Source organism: Methylobacterium sp. J-092 (assembly GCF_022829325.1).
Taxonomy (GTDB): domain Bacteria; phylum Pseudomonadota; class Alphaproteobacteria; order Rhizobiales; family Beijerinckiaceae; genus Methylobacterium.
In genome coordinates this window covers 106,706-127,707 of sequence record NZ_JAKSXU010000056.1, presented here as the reverse complement: position 1 = coordinate 127,707, position 21,002 = coordinate 106,706, and the positions used below count along the sequence as shown (strand labels likewise).

The window sequence follows — 21,002 nt, the reverse complement described above, 5'->3', positions numbered from 1 at the left end:
ACCGGCGAAACGCGCCGGCGTCGCCGCGCCCCGCTGACGGCGGCCGCCCGGCATGCAAGATGCCGCCCGGATCGCCGAGCGACGGAGCAGGCCATGACAGCGACGATGACCCAGGCCGAATACTGGAACGGCGCGGTCGGCCAGCGCTGGGCGCGCAGCCAGGGCGTGCTCGATGCGGTGTTCGCGCCGCTGACCGAGGCGCTGCTCGCCGCCGCCGACCTGCGGCCGGGCGACGGGGTGCTCGACGTCGGCTGCGGCTCCGGCGCGACGGCGCTGATGGCGGCCGAGGCGGTGGGCGCGGCCGGCCGGGTCGTCGCCGCCGACCTGTCGGAGCCGCTGCTCGCGGTGGCGCGGGCGCGGCCGGTGCCGGCCGGCGCCGCGCCGATCGACTGGATCGTCGCCGACGCCGAGACGCAGGCGTTCGCGGGGCCGCCCTTCGCGCGGGCGATCTCGCGCTTCGGCGTGATGTTCTTCTCGGATTCGCGCGCGGCCTTCGCCAACCTCCGCCGGGCGCTGGCGCCGCACGGGCGCCTGACCTTCCTGTGCTGGCAGGCGATGGCCGACAACCCGTGGGTCACCGTGCCCCGCGCGGCCGTGCTGCCGCTGCTGCCCGATGCGAGCCCGCCGGACTTCGCCGGCCCCGGGCCGTTCCGCTTCGCCGACGCGGACGCCCTGCGCCGCCTGCTGGCGGAGGCCGGCTTCGGCGCCGTCTCGGTCGCGCCGGTGGTGCGCGACCTCGTCCTCGGGCGCGCCGCGGACGGCTCGGCCCGCGCCGCCGCGGAGGCGGCCGCCGCCGTTGCGGTCGAGCTCGGCCCGGTCTCGCGCCTGCTGCGCGACGCCGAGCCGCCCCTGCGCCGGGCGGCCCTCGCCGCCGTCGCCGAGGCGCTGCTGCCCCATGCGGACGACGGCGCCGTGCGGCTCGCGGCCGGGTGCTGGCTCGTCTCGGCCGGGTGAGGCGCTTTTTCCATCGGCGAAAGCGCGACGCGCCCCTTCCCTCCCCCCGACGGATCATGGGCTTGCCCGAGATCCGCACCCCGTGTGCCCAAGTCGGGCAGGCCCGACTTGGGTGCGAGGGGTGCGGGGGAGGGAGCGCGCGGGGCTTCGAATGGACTGTCGAGCAACGGCACCGGGATATCCCTGGCGGCGCGCGCGGTGGAATAGTTCTACTATCTCATTGTAGTAGAACTATAATCTGACTTTCTCGCACGTGCGAAAGCGCACGTGAAACCGTTCCGCAGCGCACCATCTCCCGGTCATGGCAGTGACGGCCAGGGATGCGCGCAGCGACGCGAGACCGGGTCGTCCATCACGACAAGGAACCGACCATGACCAAGCGTCTCGCCTCCCTCGCCTTCGTCCTCGCGCTCGCCGCCCCGGCCTCCGCCTTCGCCCAGGGCTTCGGTTCGCAGGGCTTCGACGCCCCCCGCGTCGACCGCACCGACTCGCGCAGCTTCTTCGGCATGCCGGCCTGGGTCGACTCCGCCCGCGAGGGCGATGCCCTGACCACCGGCTCGATCGGCCCGCGCCTCGGCGACGAGGCCCCGGTGCGCACCGGCCGCGCCCTGTCGCGGACCGGCAGCCTGGCCCGGTAAGCCGCGCTCCGATCGCAGGATCGGACGAACGGGCGGCGGAGCCTCGGCTCCGCCGCCCTTTTTCGTGGGCGCTCCCCTCAGCTGCGGGCGGCGGTGACGGCGAGCTCCGGCTTGTGGTTCAGGGTCTGGAACACGACGCAGTAGCGCTCGGTCAGCTTGAGCAGCTGGTCGAGCTTGTCCTGCGGCGCGTCGGTGTCCAGCGCGAAGGCGAGCCGGATCGCACGGAAGCCCACCGGTGCCGCCTTGTCGACGCCGAGCGTCCCACGGAAGTCGAGGTCGCCCTCCGCGCTCACCGTGCCGGCGCGCAGCGGGATCTCGAGGGCGGTGGCCACCGCCTTCAGCGTCACGCCGGCGCAGGCGACCAGCGCCTCGAGCAGCATGTCGCCCGAGCACAGCTCGGCGCCCGAGCCGCCGGTCGCCGGGTGCAGGCCGGCCACCGCCAGCGCGCGGCCGGTCTCGACCTTGCAGGCGATCGCGGTGTCGTCGAGCGAGCCCTTGGCCCGGAGGGTGATCACCGCGTCGTCGGGGGTGTTGCGGTACTGGTCCTTCAGCGGGGCCTGAAGCGCGCGAAGCGTGGTGGCGTCCATCGTCGTCTCCTCCATCGTGGGTCTTGATCGGTCGCCGTTAGCGGGAACCGCACCGCGGCTCAACCGGCGCCGCCCGCTACCACCAGTTCCCGGCGGGCGCCGCGGCGGCCTGGGCCTCGGCCGGGCGCAGTGAGCGGTCCAGGGCCGCCAGGATCGCGCGGGTCGAGGCCTCGCTCTGCGGCGAGGCGGGGTCGCGCGGGCGGGCGATGCCGAGCCGCACCGTCTCGTCGAGGCGGCCGGGCTTCGGCCGCATCACCACGGCGCGGTCGGCGAGCGCCACCGCCTCGCCGACGTCGTGGGTGACGATGAGGATCGTCGGGCGGGTCTCGGCCCAGAGCGCGAGCAGGTGCCCGTGCAGGTCCTTGCGGGTGAAGGCGTCGAGCGCCGAGAACGGCTCGTCGAGGAGCAGCACCCGCGGGCGCGCCACGAAGGCGCGGGCGATCGAGACCCGCTGCTGCTGCCCGCCCGACAGGTCGCGCGGCCAGCGCGCGGCGTGCTCGGACAGCCCGACCCGCTCCAGCGCGTGGGCGACCCGGGCGCGGCGCTCGGGCCTGCGGACGCCGTCGAGGCCGAAGCCGACATTGTCGGCCACCGTGAGCCAGGGCAGCAGGCGCGGCTCCTGGAACACCAGGCCCACGCCGGGATGCGGCGCGGCGATGCCCTCGCCGTCGAGCGTGATCGTGCCGGCGCTGCCGCGGTCGAGGCCGGCGATCAGCCGGAGCAGGGTGGTCTTGCCGCAGCCCGAGCCGCCGATCAGCGCGACGATCTCGCCGGCCGCCACCGACAGGTCGATGCCCGCGAGCGCCTGCGTGCCGTCGGCATAGGTCTTGGAGAGGCCTTGGATGTCGAGCACGGTGTCCGCCGAGGTCCTCTTGTCGCCTGTCGCGTGCATGCCATAGGGCGCGAGGCGCCGCCATGCTACGTCGGCGCCTCGCGCGGCCGCGCGAGGCGATGGGGTGGACCCGTGATCAGGCTCGTTCTTCCGGTGCTCCTCGCCCTCGCGGCCCCGGCCGCCGCCGCCGACCTGCGCGAGCGGCCGGGCACCGGCCGCTTCCGCGCGACCTGCGAGGATCTCGGGCGGTTCTGCACCGCGACGGCCTGCGGCCGCGACCAGATCGAGGCGGCGCAGGGCTGCCGCGCCCTGTGCCCGGGCGCGGCGGTGCTCACCGTCGCCCCCGCCGCCTGCCCGCTGCCGGGCGTGGTGCTGCGCCGGCGGGGGTGAGGAGCCGGCCCTTCCCGCCCCCACACGATCGCGTCACGCCGGGAACGGCCGTGGCGGTCGCCGGTTGACGTGCGATCGAATGCCGCGACGCACCATCGCGTCGCAGAACCGGACGACGCCGATGCCCGAATCGAGCCATGACGCGCCCCTCAAGGACGAGGCCGCCTGCGGCACCAAGCCGGCGCCGCCCTGCACGCTGGTGATCTTCGGCGCCGCCGGCGACCTGACCAAGCGCCTGCTGATGCCCTCGCTCTACAACCTCGCCGGCGCCGGCCTGCTCGATCCCGGCTTCGCCATCCTCGGCGTCGACCACAACGACGGCAGCGACGAGGGCCTGCGCACCGAGCTCACCACCTCGATGGAGACCCTGAGCAAGGACCCCGGCTCCGAGTTCCACGCCGACCGGATCGACCCGAAGAGCTGGGGCTTCATCCGCGACCGCATCCACTTCCTCAAGGGGGACTTCGAGGATGCCAAGACCTTCGAGGCCCTGAAGGGCAAGGTCTCGGGCAACGTGGTGTTCTACCTCGCAGTGGCGCCGCGCTTCTTCGGCACCCTGGTCGACGGTCTGGGCCAGGCCGGGCTGCTGAAGCAGGCGGACGACGCCTTCCGCCGGGTGGTGATCGAGAAGCCGTTCGGCTCCGACCTCGCCTCGGCGCAGGCGCTCAACGCGCGGATCCTGAAGCAGGGCGACGAGAGCCAGTTCTACCGGATCGACCACTTCCTGGGGAAGGAGACGGTGCAGTCGATCATGGCTCTGCGCTTCGCCAACGGCATGCTGGAGCCGGTCTGGCGGCGCGAATACGTCGACAGCATCCAGATCACCGCCGGCGAGACCGTGGGCGTCGAGGAGCGCGGCGGGTTCTACGAGCCCACCGGCGCGCTGCGGGACATGGTGCCCAACCACATGTTCCAGCTGCTCTGCATGGTGGCGATGGAGCCGCCGAACTCGTTCAAGGCCGAGGACGTGCGCGGCGAGAAGGCCAAGCTCGCGCAGGCCGTAAAGCCGATCCAGCCCGACCACGCCGTGCGCGGCCAGTACACGGCCGGCACGCTCGAAGGGAAGCCGGTCGTCGGCTACCGGGAAGAGCCGCACGTGGCCGAGGATTCGACCACCGAGACCTACGTCGCCCTGAAGCTCGAGATCGACAACTGGCGCTGGGCCGGGGTGCCGTTCTACGTCCGCACCGGCAAGCGCATGACCGGGCGCCGCACCGAGATCGCGATCCTGTTCAAGCCGGCGCCGTTTCAGCTGTTCTCCGACACGCCGGTGGCCGAGCTCAGCCCCAACGTGATGCGGATCACCATCGACCCCGACCACGGCGCCGGGACCGAGCTGAACGTCAAGGTGCCCGGGCCGCAGATGCAGATCGGCCGGGTGACGATGGGGTTCAAGTACGCCGACTTCTTCCAGAACCAGCCCAACGTCGGCTACGAGACCCTGCTCTACGATTGCATGACCGGCGACGCGACGCTGTTCCAGCGCGCCGACAACATCGAGGCCGGCTGGGCCGCGGTCGAGCCGCTGCTGCAGGCCTGGAAGACCGCCCCGGTGGAGGACTACGCGGCCGGCACCCCCGGCCCGAAGGCCGCCGACGACCTCCTGGCCCGCGACGGCCGCCACTGGCTCGGCCTCGACGGCAAGACCGACTGAGGCAGGACCGACCGAGGCAAGACCGATCGAGCCTCGAGACAGGCCCGTCGGGCCGGACGCATCGCGGGAACGGAGCGGGGACCGGGTCCCGGCCTTTCCCACGCCGTCAATGTTCGTCGCGTCTTGCGCCGTCCTTCTCGGCCTTGACCTCGTCCGCGATCTGCAATCCGGCTTGATAGAGCAGAAGACGACACGTCATGACCATCTCGGGTGTTCCGACCTCGCGGACGATTTCGTAGAGCCGCAGGCAAGCGTCGACCATGGCCCCGGCGGAGAACCTTTCGTCTGTCGCCATCATGCTGTCTTCAAAGCGATGTTCTCATCTGCCAACTCAGACTTAAGCCGACAACGCCGCCTTACGACCAGAGGTTGCGTATTGCCGTAAAAGCGTTCTGAATGCAGAATACGAGAACGCCTGCGGTCGCATGGCTATTTAAGAGGCGACCGTCGATGTGTGTTGAGCCCGGTCCGGTTCGCGGAACGACCCCCGGTCGCGACGATGTCGGGGAGGGGAACGACAGTCTTCGCCGTCTCGCCGAAGCGCTCGGCGGCACGGTCGCGTCGCTGTTCGGCGAGGCCGCCACGCCGAGCGATCTGGCCGGGTTGCGGGAGCTTCTCGGCCTGTGGAGCGGGCTTGCGAGCGACGCGAGCCGGGCGGACGCGCTGAGGGCGGTCCGCGCCATCGCGAAGGCCGAGGCGCCCTGAGCGTCGGTTCGCAGCGTCGGCGCGGCCGAGCGCGTCACGCGGCGCCCGCCCCGTCCGCGTTCGCCAATCCCGTCGCCATGGCGCGGATCAGCAGATCGAGCTGGGCCCGCACCACCGCGACCGGCAGCACCATCAGGCGCGCGTCGAGGCCGAGCATGACGATGCCGTGCGTCGCCGAGAACAGGCTGCGGGCGAGCAGGACACGCTCGAGGGCCGGGAGGTCCGGGCGCAGCGCCTGCAACGGCGCCTCGATCCGGCGGAACAGGCGGGCCTGCTCGGCGACGTACCCGTCCGGCGGGCGCCGCCCGTCGGCGAGCTGGTGCTGGAACAGGGCGCGCCAGCGCCTGGCGTGGCCTTGCGCGAAGGCGAGATAGGCCTGGCCCAGCCGGACGAGCTCGTCGGCCGCGCCCGCCGCGTCGAACCCGTCGGCCTCCGGCCCGAGCGCCGCCTCGAACAGGCCGAGCGTGCGCAGGTTCACCGCGAGGATCAGCGCGTCGAGATCCGGGAACGCGGTGTAGATCGCGCCGAGCGCGCAGCCGGCATCCGCGGCGAGGTCGCGGGCGCGCAGGGCGCCGAGCCCGTCCGCCGCGATCCGGCGCTCCGCCGCGGCAACGAGCGCGGTGCGAAGCGCTTCCCGGCGTGCCTCCGCCTTCGTCGGCTTGCCGCCGTCGGCCAGCCCGGTCACGCGCCGCCTCGCGGCCCTATTTTGCACGACGTGCAATCGCGCACTTGAACGCTGTTCATGCCCGTGAGAGGTTCCGGTTGTGAACGATGTTCATAACGCGGGAGCCCCACCATGCTCAAGTTGCTCAACCTCCTCGCCCGAGGGAAAGTCGCCCGGGCCACCGAAGACCTCCACGACCGCAACGCCCTGCTGATCCTCGACCAGCAGATCCGCGAGACCCGCGCCGCGCTGGAGCGCAGCCGTCGGGCGCTGGCCGTGGCGATCGCCGGCGACCAGGCCGAGGCCCGCCGCGGCGCCGAGATCGACGCCCGGGCGGCCGACCTCGAAGGCCGCGCCGTCGCGGCGCTCGCCGCCGGGCGCGACGACCTCGCGGCGGAGGCGGCGGACGCGATCGCCGAGCTCGAGGCCGAGCGCCGGGCGATCGACGAGGCCCGCACGCGGTTCGCCGCCGAGGTCGCCCGCATCCGCGCCACCGTCGCCGACGCCACCCGCCGGCAGGCGGAGCTGGAACGCGGCCGGCGGGTCGCCGGCGCGACGGAAGCCGTGCGGCGGCTCTCGGCCCAGACCGGCCGCGGCGACACGGCCACCCTGCGCGAGGCCGAGGCGACCCTGGCGCGCCTGCGCGCGCTCCAGGCCGAGGCGACCGACACCGAGGCGGCGCTTGCCGAGGCCGACGGCGCCGACATCGCCGAGCGCCTGGCGCGCGAGGGCTTCGGCCCGCGCACCCGCCCGACCGGCGGCGACGTGCTGGAGCGCCTGCGCCGCAAGGCCGGGCTCGCCCCGGCCGCCTGACCCACCGAGCATCCCATCCCTTTCCCGTCCCGCATCAGGAGCGTGTCATGAACAACGAGACCACCCAGCATTCCGGCGCCTGGGTCACCTTCACCTACGCCGCCTCCCTCGGCTCGGCCGCGATGGTGGCCTGCGGGATCCTGTTCCTGCCGGTGGACATCTGGATCAAGGGCTACCTCGCCATGGGCGTGGTGATGCTGGTCCAGTCCTGCATCACCGCGACCAAGACGGTGCGCGACGTGCACGAGGGCCGCCGCATGGTGAACCGCATCGAGGACGCCAAGACCGAGCGCCTGCTGATGTCGGTCGGCAAGGACTGATCCGGGCAAGGACCGATCCGGGCAAGGTCCGATCCGGGCAGGGTCCGATCCGGGCAAGGTCCGACCCGAGACAGGACCGACGCCCCCTCGCGAGGCCCTGCCGAAATCCCGGCCGGGCCTCGCCGGACCCGAATTTCCCCGTCCCTTCGCCAGCCGAGACGATCCGATGCCCGAATTCCCGGCGCTCGCCCCCGCTTCGCGCGGGCGCATCCCGATGCCCGTCAAGCTCGCCTACACCGCCTTCGTCGCGGTCCTGGTCCCGACCTACCTGTCCTCTTACGGCCCGACGAACTTCCTGTACTTCTGCGACCAGTCGCTGCTGCTGACCCTGGTCGGGATCTGGCTGGAGAGCCCGCTGCTCGTCGCGATGTGCGCGGTCGGCCTCGTCGCGCCGCAACTGCTGTGGGTGCTCGACTTCCTCGGCACCGCCATCGGCTGCCCGATCACCGGGATGACCGCCTACATGTTCGATCGGAGCACCGCGCCGTTCCTGCGCGGCCTGTCGGGCTTCCACGGCTGGCTGCCTTTCCTGCTGATCTACCTGGTCGGCCGCCTCGGCTACGATTGCCGCGCCCTGCCGACCTGGACCGCGCTCGCGATCGTCACCCTGCTGGCGTGCTTCTTCCTGATGCCGCCGCCGACGCCGGAGCCGGGCCTGACCCCGGTCAACATCAACTACGTCTGGGGCATGAGCGACCGGGCGGCGCAGACCTGGGTTCCGGCCTGGGCCTGGCTCGCGGGCCTGATCGTCGGCCTGCCGACCCTGCTGTTCCTCCCGACCCACCTCGCCCTGCGCCGCTGGGCGCCGGCGCGATCGCGACCCGCTGCGGGATGACGGAACGCGCGGAGCCTCTTCCCTCCCCCGCAGAGGGGGGAGGGACGGCGGGGGGCCTGTCTTCGTTCGAGGCCCGGGAACGAGGTCGGCGTCCGCTCGGTCGAAGGCGGGGCCTTCGTCCAAAGCGATCTCGTCAGGCGCCGTCGCCGCCCGGCACCAGCGTGATCACCGTCTCGGTCGCGGCGTCGACCGCCGCGCGGGAGTACAGCAGCGGACGGTAGGCGCGCCGGGCCCAGGGCTCGGCATGGTCGGCGTAGTGCGGGCTCGCCGGGTGGCCGGATTGGCCCGGCGCATTGACGAAGACGCCGGCATCCCAGTCGCCGACGTCGAGCACCATCCGGAACGAGGCGCCGTGCGTCATCCGGAACGTCGCGGGGTCGTACTCGGCGTGCATCACGCAGGGCCCCGCCCCCGGCATCGGCAGGGGGCCGACATCGTGGCCGGTGAAGCCGCGCGGGCCGAGCGGGTGCGCGAACAGCGCGTGGTGCAGGCGGCCCCAGGCCCAGGCCGCGGGATCGGGGCCGAGGCGGGCCGCGCAGTCCCGCCAGGCCGCCGCCAGGGTGCGTTCGACCAGCGCGTCGCGGGCGGCGCGGTCGAGCGGCGGGCGCGGCGTCTCCAGGCGGTCGAGCAGGGCCTGCAGGTCGCCCGGCGGCAGCAGGCGCCGGGTCTCCGGATCGGGCACGAGGGCGTGCAGCAGGGCCGGGCGCAGGTGGTGCACCCAGAACACCTCCACCAGCGCGGCCGAGGCCGAGCCCTCGTGCAGGTGCCCGTCGAAGGTCTCGAGCAGGGCGATCGCCCGGCGGGCCTCCGCGTCGGCGGGCGCGGCCAGCGTCGCGGCGAGGTGCGCCAGCCGCAGCGCCGGCTCGGAGACGTCGTCGCCCTGGAGCCGCTGCGAGTCGGCCGGCGCGTGCTGCGGCTGGTGCGCCAGCACCGTGCGGATGCGCCGGGCGCGCCACGGTTCGTGCCACTCGAAGCCGAGCTTCCGCGCCTCAGCCGGGTACTCCTCCGGCAGGTTCATCTCATTGGCCGAGTAGACGAAGCCGGCGCCCGGATCGATCCGGCTCGGCAGGTCTCCCCCGTCGTGGAACCCGGCCCAGGCGTATCGGCCGTCGCCCGGCACCGGCAGCAGGCCGTCCCAGTTCGGGCGGATCGGCGCCTTGCCCGCCGTGAACCACGCGACCCGCCCGGTCACGTCGGCGTAGACCTGGTTGACGGAGGGCGCCGACCAGTGCCGCAGCGCCGCGCCGAAGGCCTCCGGCGTCGCGGCGTCGAGATAGGCCAGGCTGCCGAGATAGGCGCCGGCGCCGGGCTCGGACCACACCGTGCGGACGGCGAAGGCCTTGGCGGTGGCGCGGTCCTCGCAGATCACCGGGCCGTGGCGGGTGAAGCCGAGCGTGACCGGCTCGTCGGCCTCGCCACGGACGGGGATGCGCTCGTGCACCCGCTCGATCGGCGCCCAGCCGCCGTCGAACCGGAACCGATCCGGGTCGCCGGGGTCGACGTCGAGGACGAACAGGTCCTCCTGGTCGAAGGGGGCGATGGTCAGGCCGAAGGCGGCCTTGCCGTTGTGGCCGATGCTGATGCCGGGGAGCGCCGGCTCGCCGGCGCCGATCACGTCGAGCCCGGGCGCGGTGAGGTGGACGACGTAGCGCAGCGCCGGCAGGGCGTAGGCGCGGTGCGGGTCGCTCGCCAGGATCGGCCGCCCGGTGGCGCTGCGCGACGGCGCGACCGCCCAGGCGTTCGAGCCGTCGCCGGCCGGCTCGGGGTTTTCGGCGATCGTCTCGCGCCCGACGTTCCCGTGCGCGTCGACCCGGGTCCAGGCCCAGGCCGCGTCGCGGGTGGCGGCGAGCCGGGCCGGATCGAACCCGACCGGCGCGGTGGCGAGGCGGACCACGTCGAGCAGGTCGTCCGGCCAGTGCGCCGGCTCGAGATCGCCGAGCGGCATCGTCGCGTGCGGGGGGCTGAGGCCCTTGCGCAGGGCGTCGGTCTCGGCGTCGGCGCGCGCCAGCACCTGCGCGCGGGCGACCTCGGAGGCCACGTTGCGCACCAGCGCATGGCTGCGGATGCGGACCACGTCCTCGGGCGCCCACGCCGCCGGGCGCGTCCCGAGGGCGGCGAATTCCGGCGGCAGCAGGTCGGGGCGCTCGAGGGTCAGGGCGACGTAGGCGTTCAGCCCGGCGACGAAGGCCTCGACGATGTTCCGAGTGCGCGGATGCCCGTAGGCCGCCCACTCCGCCTCCATGTCGCCGCGGTACAGGAACAGCCGCGCCGCCCGGTCCTGCGCGAGGTAGCCCGGCCCGAAATCGGCGGCGAGCAGCCCGAGGCCGCGCTTGCGCCACAGGTCGAGCTGCCACAGCCGGTCGCGGGCGGCGTTGAACCCCTGCACGCGAAAGACGTCGTCCTGCGACGCGGCGCGGAGATGCGGCACGCCGTGGCGGTCGACGCGGATCTCGGCGGGCGCGGACAGGCCCGGGAGGGTGAAGGTGGTCACGCCCGCGTCCCCTGCCCTGATGCCGCAAGCCGGGACGTCGACGGCAAGGCATCACGCCGAGATCCGCGCGCATCCCCTCGCCCCGCCTGCGGGGAGAGGGCCGCGACGACCTCGTCGTCGTCGCGGCGAGGCGGCAGCCGACGGTGAGGGGGTCTCGACGAAGGAGCCTCGTTCGTCCACGCCCCCTCACCGCCGCTTCGGCTTCGCCACCGCTTCCCGCAGGCACGACAAGGGGCCTGCGGGCCTCTCCCCGCGTGCGGGGAGAGGGGAAGGGAGGGCCATTCGGGCATCGGCACGCCGGCTGAAGGAGACGAAACGGACGCGGCGGCTGTCTGTCCGGTCCTCACAGAGCCACCTCGATCAGGAACGGCCCGCGCCGGGCCAGCGCCCCGCGGAACACGTCGATGAAGTCGGCTAAATTCTCCACGCGGCGCGCCTCGACGCCGAAGCCCCTGGCGAGGCTGACCCAGTCGATCGCCGGGTCGTCCAGCGTCAGCATGCCGATCGCCTTCGGGCCGGGATTGGCGGCGCCCACGTTGGCGAGCTCGTGGCGCAGGATGGCGTAGGAGCGGTTCGACCAGATCAGCGTCACCACGTCGAGGCGCTCGCGCGCCTGGGTCCACAGCGCCTGGGCGGTGTAGAGCGCGCTGCCGTCGGCCTGCAGCGCGATCACCTTGCGGCCGGGACAGGCGATGGCGGCGCCCGTCGCCATCGGGATGCCGAGGCCGATCGCGCCGCCGCCGAGCTGGAGCCAGCTGTGGGGCGCGGCCGCATGGGTCTGCCCGAAGAAGTTGCGGCCGGTGGTGATCGACTCGTCGCAGACGATCGCGCCCTCGGGGATCAGCGCGCCGAGCACCCGGCCGATGGCGGCGTCGGCGAGCGCGCCGGCGGTCGGCAGCTCCGGGCGCGGGCCGGCGGCCGACGACTCGTCCGCCGGCGCGCCGACGGCCTCGGCCAGCCGCTCCAGCGCCTCGATCTGGTCCTCCTCCGGCGTCGCCAGCACGATCGTCTCGGCGTCCGGCGCGCTGAGCACGCTCGGCTTGCCGGGATAGGCGAAGAACCCGACCGGCGGCGTCGCGCCGACGAGGATGACGTGGCGGTAGGGCGCCAGGGTCTCGATCGCGGCGTCGATCGGGTAGGGCAGGCGCTCGATCGGCACCGTGCCGGCGCCGCGGTCGATCCGGGCGTTGGCGGCCATGGCCAGCAGCTTGGCGCCGGTCTTCCGCGCGATGCGGGCGGCGATGCGGCGGCCCTCGCCGCGCACCGCCCGGTCGGACAGGTGCAGCACCGCCGGCTCGCCCGAGGCCAGGGCCGCGACGGCGCGCCGCAGCGCATCCGCGCCCGCCCGCGCGCGCTCGGGAATCGCGGGGACGGGCGCGATGCCGGTGCCCGGGTTCCAGGCGGTGTCGGCGGGCAGGATCAGGGTCGCGATCCGCCCCGGGGCGGTCCGCGCCGCGGCGATCGCGTCGGCGCCGTCCGCGGCGATGGCCTCGGCGGTGGTGCCCATGCGCAGCCAGGCCGAGACCGGCCGGGCGAAGCCGGCGATGTCCGAGGTCAGCGGCGCGTCGTGGATGCGGTGATAGGTGGCGTGCTCGCCGACGATGTTGACGATCGGCGAGCGGGCGCGGCGCGCGTTGTGGAGGTTGGCCAGGCCGTTGGCGAGGCCGGGGCCGAGATGGAGCAGGGTCGAGGCCGGCTTGTCGGCCATGCGGGCGTAGCCGTCGGCGGCCCCCGTCGCGCCGCCCTCGAACAGGAACAGCACGCAGGCCATGCCCTCGACCCGGTCGAGCGCCGCCACGAAATGCATCTCGGAGGTGCCGGGATTGGTGAAGCACACCTCAACGCCGCCCGCGACCAGGGTGCGGACCAGGCTCTCGGCGCCGTTCATCGTCTCTGCCAACGCGCTCATCCCTCATCTGGCGGTCCGGAACCGCAGGCCCCGCCGGGAGCGAAACCTCCGAAGGCGCCATCGTGGTGCCGCGGGATAGGGCGGCGCAAGGCCCGGGCGCAACGCCCAAGACGCCATTGTCCTGCGGCACAACCCAAGATCGTTGGCGCAGGTCTTGCCCGGAGGGACTGTCCCCCTCGCCCGCAGGGGCCTCCCCCCTCGCCCGGAGGGGCTTTCCCGGACCCACGCATGAGAAGCCGCACGATGCTCGGCCGTACCCTGGCTGCCCTCGCCGTCACCACCGCGCTGGCCGCGCCGCCGGCGCTCGCCGAGAGCGTCCTGCGCATCGCGATGACCGCGACCGACATTCCCACCGCCACCGGCATGCCCAACAACGGCTTCGAGGGCATGCGCTTCCTCGGCTACCCGATCTTCGAGGGGCTGGTGCAGTGGGACCTCACCCGCACCGACCGGCCGGCCGGGCTGATGCCGGCGCTCGCCACCGCCTGGGAGCAGTCGGCCGAGGACAAGCGGGTCTGGACCTTCCACCTGCGCGACGGCGTGCGCTTCCACGACGGCGAAGCGTTCGATGCCGACGCGGTGATCTGGAACCTCGACCGCTACTTCAAGAACGACAGCCCGCAATTCGAGGCGCAGGGCGCCGGCATCTCCCGCGCCCGGGTGCCGATCATGGGCAGCTACAAGAAGCTCGACGACAGGACGGTGCAGATCACCACCACGCAGGTGGCCTCGTACTTCCCCTACATGGCGGTGTACCTGCTGTTCACCTCCCCGAAATCGTTCGAGAAGGCCGGGCGCGACTGGGCCAAGGTGCAGGCGGTGCCGGCCGCCGGCACCGGGCCGTTCAAGCTGACCAAGGTGACGCCGCGGGAATCGGCGGATCTCGCCCGCAACGACGGCTACTGGGACAGGTCCCGCCTCGCCAAGGTCGACCGGGTCCGCCTGATGCCGATCCCCGAGGCCAACGCCCGGATCGCCGCGTTGCGGGCCGGCCAGGTCGACTGGATCGAGGTGCCGGCGCCCGACGCGATCCCGTCGCTGAAGGCCGCGGGCTTCGCCGTCACCACCGGCACCTACCCGCATGTCTGGCCATGGATCTTCAACATCGGCGCGACCAACAGCCCGGTGAAGGACGTGCGCGTGCGCCAGGCCCTGAACTACTGCGTCGACCGCGCGGCGGTGGTCAGCTTCCTCAACGGCACCGCGGAGGCCGCGAGCGGCTGGTTCAACGACGGCAACCCGGATTTCGGCACCCCCAAGAACCGCTACGGCTTCGATCCGAAGCGGGGCAAGGCGCTGCTGGCCGAGGCCGGCTTCACCGCCAGGAACCCGCTCGCGCTGAAGATCATGATCTCGGCCTCCGGCTCGGGGCAGATGTCGCCGATGCCGATGAACGAGTTCCTGCAGGAGAACCTCAAGCAGGCCTGCGACGTCGACGTGTCGTTCAACGTCGTCGAGTGGCAGATCCTGCTGAACTCGAGCCGGGCGCTGCCCGACGCGGCCAGCCTGCAGGGCTCGAACGCCCTCAACGTCTCCTCGCCCACATCCGATGCGGGCGTGATGGTGCGCTACTTCGCGGCCGACCGGTTTCCGCCCAACGGCTTCAACTTCCCGAACTGGACCGACGCGACCTTCGACAAGGCCCTGAGGACGCTCGCCGAATCAAGCGACCCGGCCGAGATCTCGGCCGCCACCAAGGCCGCGCACGAGCGCCTCGTCGACGACCCGCCCTGGCTCTACGTCGTCCACGACCTCAACCCCCGCGGCATGAGCCCGAAGGTGAAGGGGTTCGTCTCGCCGCAGAGCTGGTTCGTCGACCTGACGCTGGTGAGCCTGCCGTAGCCGCGTCCGACGCTCGACGCCCCGTCGTTCCGGGGCCGCGTGAGCGGCGCCCCGGGACGACGGGATAGCCCCCGACCACGACGACCGGACAAGCAAGGGTCCTTCCGGATGACCGACACGACGAACGCCATCGCCGACCTCTCCGCGACCGAGCTCGCAAAAAGAATTGCCGGCAAAACGCTGTCGCCGGTCGAGGCCGTGGCGGCGATGCTCGACCGCATCGCCGCCCGCGAGCCGAAGCTCCAGGCCTTCACCGAGGTGTTCGCCGACGATGCGCGGCTGGCGGCCGAGGGCGCGGACCGGGCGATCCGCTCCGGCCACGCGGTCGGGCCGCTGCATGGGGTGCCGATCGCGCTGAAGGACCTGATCGACCTCGAGGGCCGCATCACCATGGGCGGCTCGGCCGCCCACCGGGCGCGGCGCGCCGCCCGCACCGCCACCATCGCCCGGCGCCTGATCGCGCAGGGGATGATCGTGCTCGGCAAGACCCACACGGTGGAGTTCGCCTATGGCGGCTGGGGCACCAACCCGCATCTCGGCACCCCGTGGAACCCGTGGGACCTCGCGGTCGCCCGCACGCCCGGCGGATCGAGCAGCGGCACCGGCGTCGCGGTGGCGGCGCGGATGGCGCCCTGGGGCATCGGCACCGATACCGGCGGCTCGGTGCGCCTGCCCGCGGCCTTCTGCGGGCTGACCGGGCTGAAGGTCACCGTCGGCCGGGTCTCGACCCACGGCATCGTCCCGCTCAGCGCGACCCTCGACACCCCCGGCCCGCTCGCCCGCAGCGTCGCCGACGCCGCGCTGCTCTACGCGGCGATCTCCGGCCCCGATCCGCTCGACCCGGCGACCCGCGGCATCCTGCCCGTCGACCCGTTCCCGACCCTGAACCGCGGCGTGCGCGGCCTGCGGCTCGCGCGGATGCCGGAGGCCGAGCGGGACGGCTGCTCGGCCGAGATGCTGGCCGCCTACGATGCCTCCCTCGACGTGCTGTCCGGGCTCGGCGCGGAGATCGTCGACGTCGCGCTGCCGTTCCGCTTCGCCGACCTCGTGGCGATGAGCGGGATCACCAACGCCGAGGCCTACTTCGTCAACGGCGCGCTCGCCGAGGACGCGGCCGCGCCGCTCGGCGACGCGGTGCGCGCGCGCATCCTCGGCGGCCGCACCCTGTCGGCGCAGGAGTACCTCGCGACGCTCGAGCGCCGCGACGCGCTCAAGCGCGACCTCGCGGGCGCCTGGGACGGGATCGACGCGATCCTGACGCCGACCACCGAGACCGCGGCCGTGCCCCTGGCGGAGGTCGACGAGCTGCACCTGCCCTCCCGCTTCACGCGCTTCGCCAACCTGCTCGACCTGTGCGGCCTCAGCCTGCCGAACGGCGTCTCGCGCGGCGGCCTGCCGCTCTCGCTGCAGATCGTCGGCCGCGGCTACGACGAAGCGCTGGCCCTGCGCATCGGGCAGGCGTTCCAGGGCGCGACCGAATGGCACCTGCGGGCGCCGTCCGGGTTCTGAGGGGGCGGCTCTTCCCTCCCCCCCTCAAGCGGGAGAGGGAAGAGGTGAGGCCGCGATCGGAAAAGTCGCGGTGCCGTCGTATCCCGTTCAACGTCCGGGCGTTATGGCTTGGGCCTCGCCCGCCCCGGAGGACGGACCCGATGCCGCGTTTCCCGATCGCCCTGGCGCTCCTCGCGCTCCTCGCTCCCGCCGTGCATGCCGAGACCCCGGCCACGGCCGAGCCGTCGGCGCCCTCCGTCGCCGCCGACCCGGTCCGCCCGGACAAGCCGGCGCACAAGCCGTACCTGACCGGCACGGGCGTGCCCGACACCGTCCAGATCCTGCCGGCGCCGCCGGCGAGCCACTCGACCCTGGAGGCGGCCGACCGCGCCGCCTTCAACGCCACGCGGGCGATGAAGGGCACGCCGCGCTGGGAGATGGCCGCCACCGACGTGGCCGAGGGCGCGGCCGCGATCCTCGAGACCTTCGCCTGCGTGCTCGGCACCCGCATCGACCAGGCCCGCGTGCCGGCGGTGATCACCCTGTTCGAGCGCGCGCGCCTCGACATCGCCGCCGGCACCCGCGGGCCGAAGGTGCATTACCGGCGCCTGCGCCCCTTCGTCGGCAACGAGGCGCCGATCTGCGTGCAGCGGACCCAGGCGCTCGCCGACAGCTTCAGCTATCCGTCGGGCCACGCCACCCAGGGCTGGGCCTACGCCCTGATCATGGCCGCGCTGGTGCCCGAGAAGGCCACCGCCATCCTCGCCCGCGGCCGGGCCTACGGCGAGAGCCGCGTGGTCTGCGGCGTGCACTGGCTGAGCGACGTCGCCGCCGGGCGCACCAACGGCTCGGTGATCTTCGCGGCGCTCGTCGGCGACGCCGCCTTCCGGGCCGATCTCGACCGGGCGCGGGCCGAGCTCGCCAAGGTGCTGGCGGGCGAGCGCAAGCCCCCGGATCAGGCCTTCTGCAGCCGCGAGGCCGACGCCCTGAAAAGCCCCGGCCTCGAGTTCTAGAGGGCCGCGATCCGTGGGAAATCCCGGATCCGTACCCGTCTCGGCACGCGATTGCGACGATGCCGTCGTGACGATCGCGCGTGCGTGACCGGGAAGCATGCCCGCGCGCGCCGCGCCCCCGTCGTGAGGTTTCGCGCGTGCCACCCGGTCCGCGTCGCCGCGCGCGTCAACGCTCCGGCGGCGGCTGCACCGCCTGCGTGTCGGCCCGGCACGGCCCGAGACCGGCACGTCCCGAGACGCCGCGGGCGGTCTCGATCGTCGCTGGCGCGCAGCGGGACGGCCGCGCCCGCAGGCGCCGAAGCGGCCGGTCGACGCCCCCCGGGGAGCGTTCCCGCCGACGTCTTCGGCTTCGCCGCGGCGCGACGCGTCCGGCCTCCGCGGCCCGCGGTCGCCGACCTCGGCGACCCAACTCCCGCCGCAGACGAATCGTAAGGGATCGCGCGTAGGGTCGTGGCGCCGGGCCGTTCGCTCGCGCTAAAGAACCCTGGACGAGACGGATTGCGGCGGGCGGATGAGGCGGATGGCGGACACAACGATCGGGACCGCGACGGCTCGCGCCGCGGCGCGGGCGGCCCGTCTCGCCTGCGTCGCAGGCCTCGCGCTCAACCTCTCGGCCTGCTTCCGCCCACTCTACGGGCCGACGGCGTCCGGCGAGTCGCTGCCCGCGCTGCTCGCCGGCATCCAGGTCGACGACATCGCGATGGCGCGCGACCAGGAGCGCATCGGGCACTACCTGCGCAGCGAGCTGATCTTCGCCCTCGACGGCTCCGGCCAGCCCGGGCCGAAGCGCTACCGGCTGAAGCTGCAGGGCAGCGAGTCGGTACAGACGCCGATCGTCTCGACCACCACGGGCCGCGCCGAGGCCGGCACCATCGTCGGCGTGGTCAAGTACAGCCTCGAAAACCTCGACGGCACCAAGATCGTCACCGAGGGCGTGGCGACCTCGACCGCGACCTATGACCGCTCGGTGCAGCGCTTCGCATCCCTGCGCGCCGCCCGCGACGCCGAGATCCGCCTCGCCTCGGTGCTGGCCGACCAGATCAAGACCCGCCTCGCCTCGGTGCTCTCGGCCAAGCCTTGAGGATCGGGCGGGGAGCCCGGGCGTGACCGCGGTCAAGGCCGGCGAGATCGATGGGTTGCTGCGGCGCGGGCCGGACCCGCGCATGCCGGTGATCCTGCTGTTCGGCCCCGATACCGGGCTGGTCGCCGAGCGCGCCAAGCAGCTCGCCGAGGGCTTCGTCACCGATCCGGGCGACCCGTTCGCCCTGGTGCGGATCGACGGCGACGTGCTCGCCGGCGATCCCGGCCGGCTCGTCGACGAGGCCGGCACCGTCGGGCTGTTCGGCGACAAGCGCGCGATCTGGGTGCGCCCGACGAGCCGGCCGATAGCGCCCGCCGTCGAGGCGCTGCTCAAGGGCGAGATCCAGGGCACGCGCATCGTGATCGAGGCCGGCGATCTGGCCAAGACCGCGCCGCTGCGCACGCTGTGCGAGAAGTCGGCCAAGGCGCTGGCGATCCCATGCTACGCCGACGACGCCCGCGCGATCGCCGACCTGATCGACCGGACGCTGGAGGCGCGCGGCCTGCGCATCGACCGCGACGCCCGCACCCTGCTGGCCGAAAGCCTGGGCGGCGACCGCCGGGCGAGCCTCGCCGAGATCGAGAAGCTCGCGCTCTACGCGGCCGGCACCGGAACCGTCGGGCTCGACGACGTCGAGGCGGTGGTGAGCGACGTCGCCGGCAGCCAGCTCAACACCCTGATCGACGCCGCCTTCGCGGGCCAAGGCGACGTGGTGGAGCGCGACATCCGCCGCTTCCGCCACGAGGGCCTCGACCCCTCGGCGATGTTGGGCTCCGGCCTGCGCCATGCGCTGCAGCTGCTCGCCGTGCGGATCGAGGGCGGCGACAAGGCGCCGAGCCTGATGGTCGCGAGCTGGCGCGGCCTGCACTTCAAGCGCAAGGGCAGCATCGAGACGCAGCTCGCCCGCTGGAGCCCCAACACCCTGCGCCAGGCGGTGCAGATCCTCCAGGACGCGATCCTGGCCTGCCGCCGCTCCGATCCGGTCCTGGCCCACGCCCACGCCTCCTCCGCCCTGCTGCGGATCGCGACGCAGGCGGCGCGGCGACGGGGCTGAGGCCCGGATCGCGCAAGCAAAGCCCGCCGATCGGCGCCGATCCGGCTTGACGAGCGACCGCCGCGCCGGATCACGCTGCGTGATCCGGCCGAAGCCCCGCCGGGCCGCTACCTACGGCTTGGCGAACCCGATGTCGGCGGCCACCGCATCGAGGCGCGCGGGCGCCCGCTCCTTCCGCTCGGAATAGCGGTCGACCAGGAGGTCGGCCCGCTCGCGGGTGAGCAGCGTGAACTTGTAGAGCTCCTCGCAGACGTCGACGACGCGGTCTTAGAGCGGCCCCGGCTTCATCCGGCCGGCCTCGTCGAACTGCGTGTAGGCGGCGGGCACCGAGGACTGGTTGGGGATGGTGATCATCCGCATCCAGCGCCCGAGCACGCGCAGGGCGTTGACGGCGTTGAACGATTGCGAGCCGCCCGAGACCTGCATCACCGCGAGCGTGCGCCCCTGCGTCGGGCGCACCGAGCCCTCCGAGAGCGGCAGCCAGTCGATCTGGCTCTTCATCACGCCGGTGAGCGTGCCGTGGCGCTCCGGGCTGACCCAGACCTGCCCCTCCGACCACAGCGAGGCGGCGCGCAGCTCCCGGACCTTCGGATGGTCGGCGGTGGCGTCGTCCGGCAGCGGCAGGCCGTCGGCGTGATAGATCCGCGCCTCGCCACCCATCGCCGCGAGCAGGCGGGCCGCCTCCTCGGCCAGGAACCGGCTGAAGGCGCGCGCGCGCAGCGATCCGTACAGGATGAGGAATCGCGGCGGATGGGCGAAGCTGGTCTTCGGCGCGAGGGTGCCCGGCGTCGGCACGGCGAAGTGCTCGGCGGCGATGTTGGGCAGATCGGCGAAGGGCGGCTTGTCCACGCGTCGGGCGTCCGTTATGTTTCAATATTCATTGAAATATTGGACCGACGATGGACGAAGCGCAAGCTCTGGCCGCCTTCGGCGCGCTCGCCCAGGCGCACCGCCTGCGGATCGTGCGCCATCTCGTGACCGCGGGGCCGGAGGGCGTCGCGGCCAGTGCCCTCGCCGGCGCGGTCGGCGTCTCGACCTCGAACCTCTCGTTCCACGTGAAGGAACTCGCGCATGCCGGGCTGATCGCGTCCCGGCGCGAGGGCCGCTCGATCCTCTACAGCGCGGCCTACCCGGCGCTCGGCGGGTTGATCCAGTTCCTGATGCGCGATTGCTGCCAGGGCCACCCGGACGTCTGCGCGCCGGCCCTGTCCGCCCTCGACACCTGCCGAATCCTTACCGATGACGAACGCCATCGCTGACGCGACGGCCGCCGGAGCCCCCAGATCGACGTCGCCCCGGGCGGCGTCCGTCCGTGCCGCCCGTCCGAGGCGGTGCGCGATCTGCTCCCGGACCGGCGCGGCTGGCGGCCCGGGGCCGGCTCACCGCCCCTCGGAGATCCGCCGGCCCTTGGTCTCGCGCTTGTAGAGGGCGATCGCCGCGGCGCATTCGGGCGACAGTTTGCTCAGGTTGGCCCGGAAGCAGGCCTCCACCGCCGGGCCGCCGGGCGGGTGCTCGCTGCAATGCTCGAGGTAATCGCCGGTGCAGTTCTGCTTCAGCGCCTCGCGGATGGAGCTGGTCTGGGCAAGGCCGAGACCGGGGATCGCGAGAAGGCCTGCGGCCAGGATCATCGTGCGTAGGCGGGGCATGGAGGTGTCCGTGCGAAGGATGGAACGGGCCGCGCGAACGGCCGGAGGCCGGCACCGAGGCCCGAATGCGAGCCTGCAGGCCCCGC

At 73.4% G+C, this 21,002-nt stretch carries 21 protein-coding genes and 1 pseudogene; 14 read left to right on the top strand and 8 right to left on the bottom strand.

Annotated elements, in window-relative coordinates:
- The first annotated feature begins 93 nt into the window (after nt 1–93).
- Nucleotides 94–954, top strand: a complete 861-nt coding sequence (locus MKK60_RS05495) for a class I SAM-dependent methyltransferase (RefSeq protein WP_243984179.1) — start codon at nt 94–96, stop codon at nt 952–954.
- A gap of 371 nt (nt 955–1,325) precedes the next feature.
- Nucleotides 1,326–1,592 carry a hypothetical protein gene (locus MKK60_RS05490; protein ID WP_147844124.1) on the top strand — a complete coding sequence of 89 codons (267 nt, stop codon included), beginning with the start codon at nt 1,326–1,328 and terminating at the stop codon, nt 1,590–1,592.
- Between the two features lie 77 nt (nt 1,593–1,669).
- Here MKK60_RS05490 and MKK60_RS05485 read toward each other — a convergent pair whose 3' ends face one another.
- Nucleotides 1,670–2,179 carry an OsmC family protein gene (locus MKK60_RS05485; protein WP_147729800.1) on the bottom strand — a complete coding sequence of 170 codons (510 nt, stop codon included), beginning with the start codon at nt 2,177–2,179 and terminating at the stop codon, nt 1,670–1,672.
- Between the two features lie 76 nt (nt 2,180–2,255).
- Nucleotides 2,256–3,032, bottom strand: a complete 777-nt coding sequence (locus MKK60_RS05480) for an ABC transporter ATP-binding protein (protein ID WP_243984176.1) — start codon at nt 3,030–3,032, stop codon at nt 2,256–2,258.
- Between the two features lie 111 nt (nt 3,033–3,143).
- Between MKK60_RS05480 and MKK60_RS05475 the strand changes: the two genes are divergently transcribed.
- Both MKK60_RS05475 and zwf read left to right on the top strand, forming a co-directional pair.
- Nucleotides 3,144–3,401 (top strand): hypothetical protein, encoded by a 258-nt coding sequence (locus tag MKK60_RS05475; RefSeq protein ID WP_147844122.1) that lies wholly within the window; start codon nt 3,144–3,146, stop codon nt 3,399–3,401.
- Nucleotides 3,402–3,522: 121 nt separating this feature from the next.
- A complete protein-coding gene (gene zwf / locus MKK60_RS05470) occupies nt 3,523–5,055 on the top strand; it encodes a glucose-6-phosphate dehydrogenase (RefSeq protein WP_147729397.1) in 1,533 nt (510 codons plus the stop codon).
- 106 nt (nt 5,056–5,161) lie between these two features.
- On the opposite strand, the gene MKK60_RS05465 is transcribed toward zwf, so the two are convergent.
- Entirely contained in the window at nt 5,162–5,353 is a 192-nt protein-coding gene (locus MKK60_RS05465; protein WP_147729394.1) for a hypothetical protein, read from the bottom strand.
- Nucleotides 5,354–5,505: 152 nt separating this feature from the next.
- On the opposite strand from MKK60_RS05465, the gene MKK60_RS05460 reads away from it, so the two are divergent.
- Entirely contained in the window at nt 5,506–5,760 is a 255-nt protein-coding gene (locus tag MKK60_RS05460; protein ID WP_243984174.1) for a hypothetical protein, read from the top strand.
- 34 nt (nt 5,761–5,794) lie between these two features.
- Here MKK60_RS05460 and MKK60_RS05455 read toward each other — a convergent pair whose 3' ends face one another.
- The gene (locus tag MKK60_RS05455) at nt 5,795–6,445 is read right to left on the bottom strand and encodes a TetR/AcrR family transcriptional regulator (RefSeq protein ID WP_243984172.1); all 651 of its coding nucleotides are present in this window, start codon (nt 6,443–6,445) and stop codon (nt 5,795–5,797) included.
- Between the two features lie 111 nt (nt 6,446–6,556).
- Between MKK60_RS05455 and MKK60_RS05450 the strand changes: the two genes are divergently transcribed.
- The 3 genes from MKK60_RS05450 to MKK60_RS05440 all read left to right on the top strand — a co-directional run bounded on the left by MKK60_RS05450 (nt 6,557) and on the right by MKK60_RS05440 (nt 8,392).
- Complete coding sequence (locus tag MKK60_RS05450) at nt 6,557–7,237, top strand: PspA/IM30 family protein (RefSeq protein WP_243932883.1); 681 nt, start codon at nt 6,557–6,559, stop codon at nt 7,235–7,237.
- A gap of 47 nt (nt 7,238–7,284) precedes the next feature.
- Nucleotides 7,285–7,557, top strand: a complete 273-nt coding sequence (locus tag MKK60_RS05445; RefSeq protein WP_243984169.1) for a YiaA/YiaB family inner membrane protein — start codon at nt 7,285–7,287, stop codon at nt 7,555–7,557.
- Between the two features lie 166 nt (nt 7,558–7,723).
- Nucleotides 7,724–8,392, top strand: coding sequence for a hypothetical protein (locus MKK60_RS05440; RefSeq protein WP_243984166.1), 669 nt, complete (start codon nt 7,724–7,726; stop codon nt 8,390–8,392).
- A 133-nt stretch (nt 8,393–8,525) separates the two neighbouring features.
- On the opposite strand, the gene MKK60_RS05435 is transcribed toward MKK60_RS05440, so the two are convergent.
- Nucleotides 8,526–10,883, bottom strand: coding sequence for a penicillin acylase family protein (locus MKK60_RS05435; RefSeq protein WP_243984164.1), 2,358 nt, complete (start codon nt 10,881–10,883; stop codon nt 8,526–8,528).
- Nucleotides 10,884–11,226: 343 nt separating this feature from the next.
- On the bottom strand, nt 11,227–12,771 hold the full coding sequence (locus tag MKK60_RS05430; RefSeq protein ID WP_243932888.1) for an acetolactate synthase large subunit: 1,545 nt from the start codon (nt 12,769–12,771) through the stop codon (nt 11,227–11,229).
- A 249-nt stretch (nt 12,772–13,020) separates the two neighbouring features.
- On the opposite strand from MKK60_RS05430, the gene MKK60_RS05425 reads away from it, so the two are divergent.
- From MKK60_RS05425 to holA, 5 genes are all read left to right on the top strand, one after another.
- Nucleotides 13,021–14,634 carry an ABC transporter substrate-binding protein gene (locus MKK60_RS05425; protein WP_243984162.1) on the top strand — a complete coding sequence of 538 codons (1,614 nt, stop codon included), beginning with the start codon at nt 13,021–13,023 and terminating at the stop codon, nt 14,632–14,634.
- A 108-nt stretch (nt 14,635–14,742) separates the two neighbouring features.
- Nucleotides 14,743–16,143, top strand: a complete 1,401-nt coding sequence (locus MKK60_RS05420; RefSeq protein WP_243984160.1) for an amidase — start codon at nt 14,743–14,745, stop codon at nt 16,141–16,143.
- A 140-nt stretch (nt 16,144–16,283) separates the two neighbouring features.
- Nucleotides 16,284–17,135, top strand: coding sequence for an acid phosphatase (locus MKK60_RS05415; RefSeq protein ID WP_147729549.1), 852 nt, complete (start codon nt 16,284–16,286; stop codon nt 17,133–17,135).
- Between the two features lie 520 nt (nt 17,136–17,655).
- Nucleotides 17,656–18,216, top strand: a complete 561-nt coding sequence (gene lptE, locus MKK60_RS05410) for an LPS assembly lipoprotein LptE (RefSeq protein ID WP_147728217.1) — start codon at nt 17,656–17,658, stop codon at nt 18,214–18,216.
- A 22-nt stretch (nt 18,217–18,238) separates the two neighbouring features.
- Entirely contained in the window at nt 18,239–19,270 is a 1,032-nt protein-coding gene (gene holA, locus MKK60_RS05405) for a DNA polymerase III subunit delta (RefSeq protein ID WP_243984157.1), read from the top strand.
- A 111-nt stretch (nt 19,271–19,381) separates the two neighbouring features.
- On the opposite strand, the pseudogene arsH reads toward holA, so the two are convergent.
- A pseudogene (gene arsH / locus MKK60_RS05400) lies at nt 19,382–20,119 on the bottom strand (arsenical resistance protein ArsH).
- A gap of 50 nt (nt 20,120–20,169) precedes the next feature.
- Between arsH and MKK60_RS05395 the strand changes: the two are divergent.
- Nucleotides 20,170–20,529, top strand: coding sequence for an ArsR/SmtB family transcription factor (locus MKK60_RS05395; RefSeq protein WP_243984155.1), 360 nt, complete (start codon nt 20,170–20,172; stop codon nt 20,527–20,529).
- A 120-nt stretch (nt 20,530–20,649) separates the two neighbouring features.
- Here MKK60_RS05395 and MKK60_RS05390 read toward each other — a convergent pair whose 3' ends face one another.
- Nucleotides 20,650–20,916, bottom strand: coding sequence for a hypothetical protein (locus MKK60_RS05390; protein WP_147728221.1), 267 nt, complete (start codon nt 20,914–20,916; stop codon nt 20,650–20,652).
- Nucleotides 20,917–21,002: the final 86 nt, after the last annotated feature.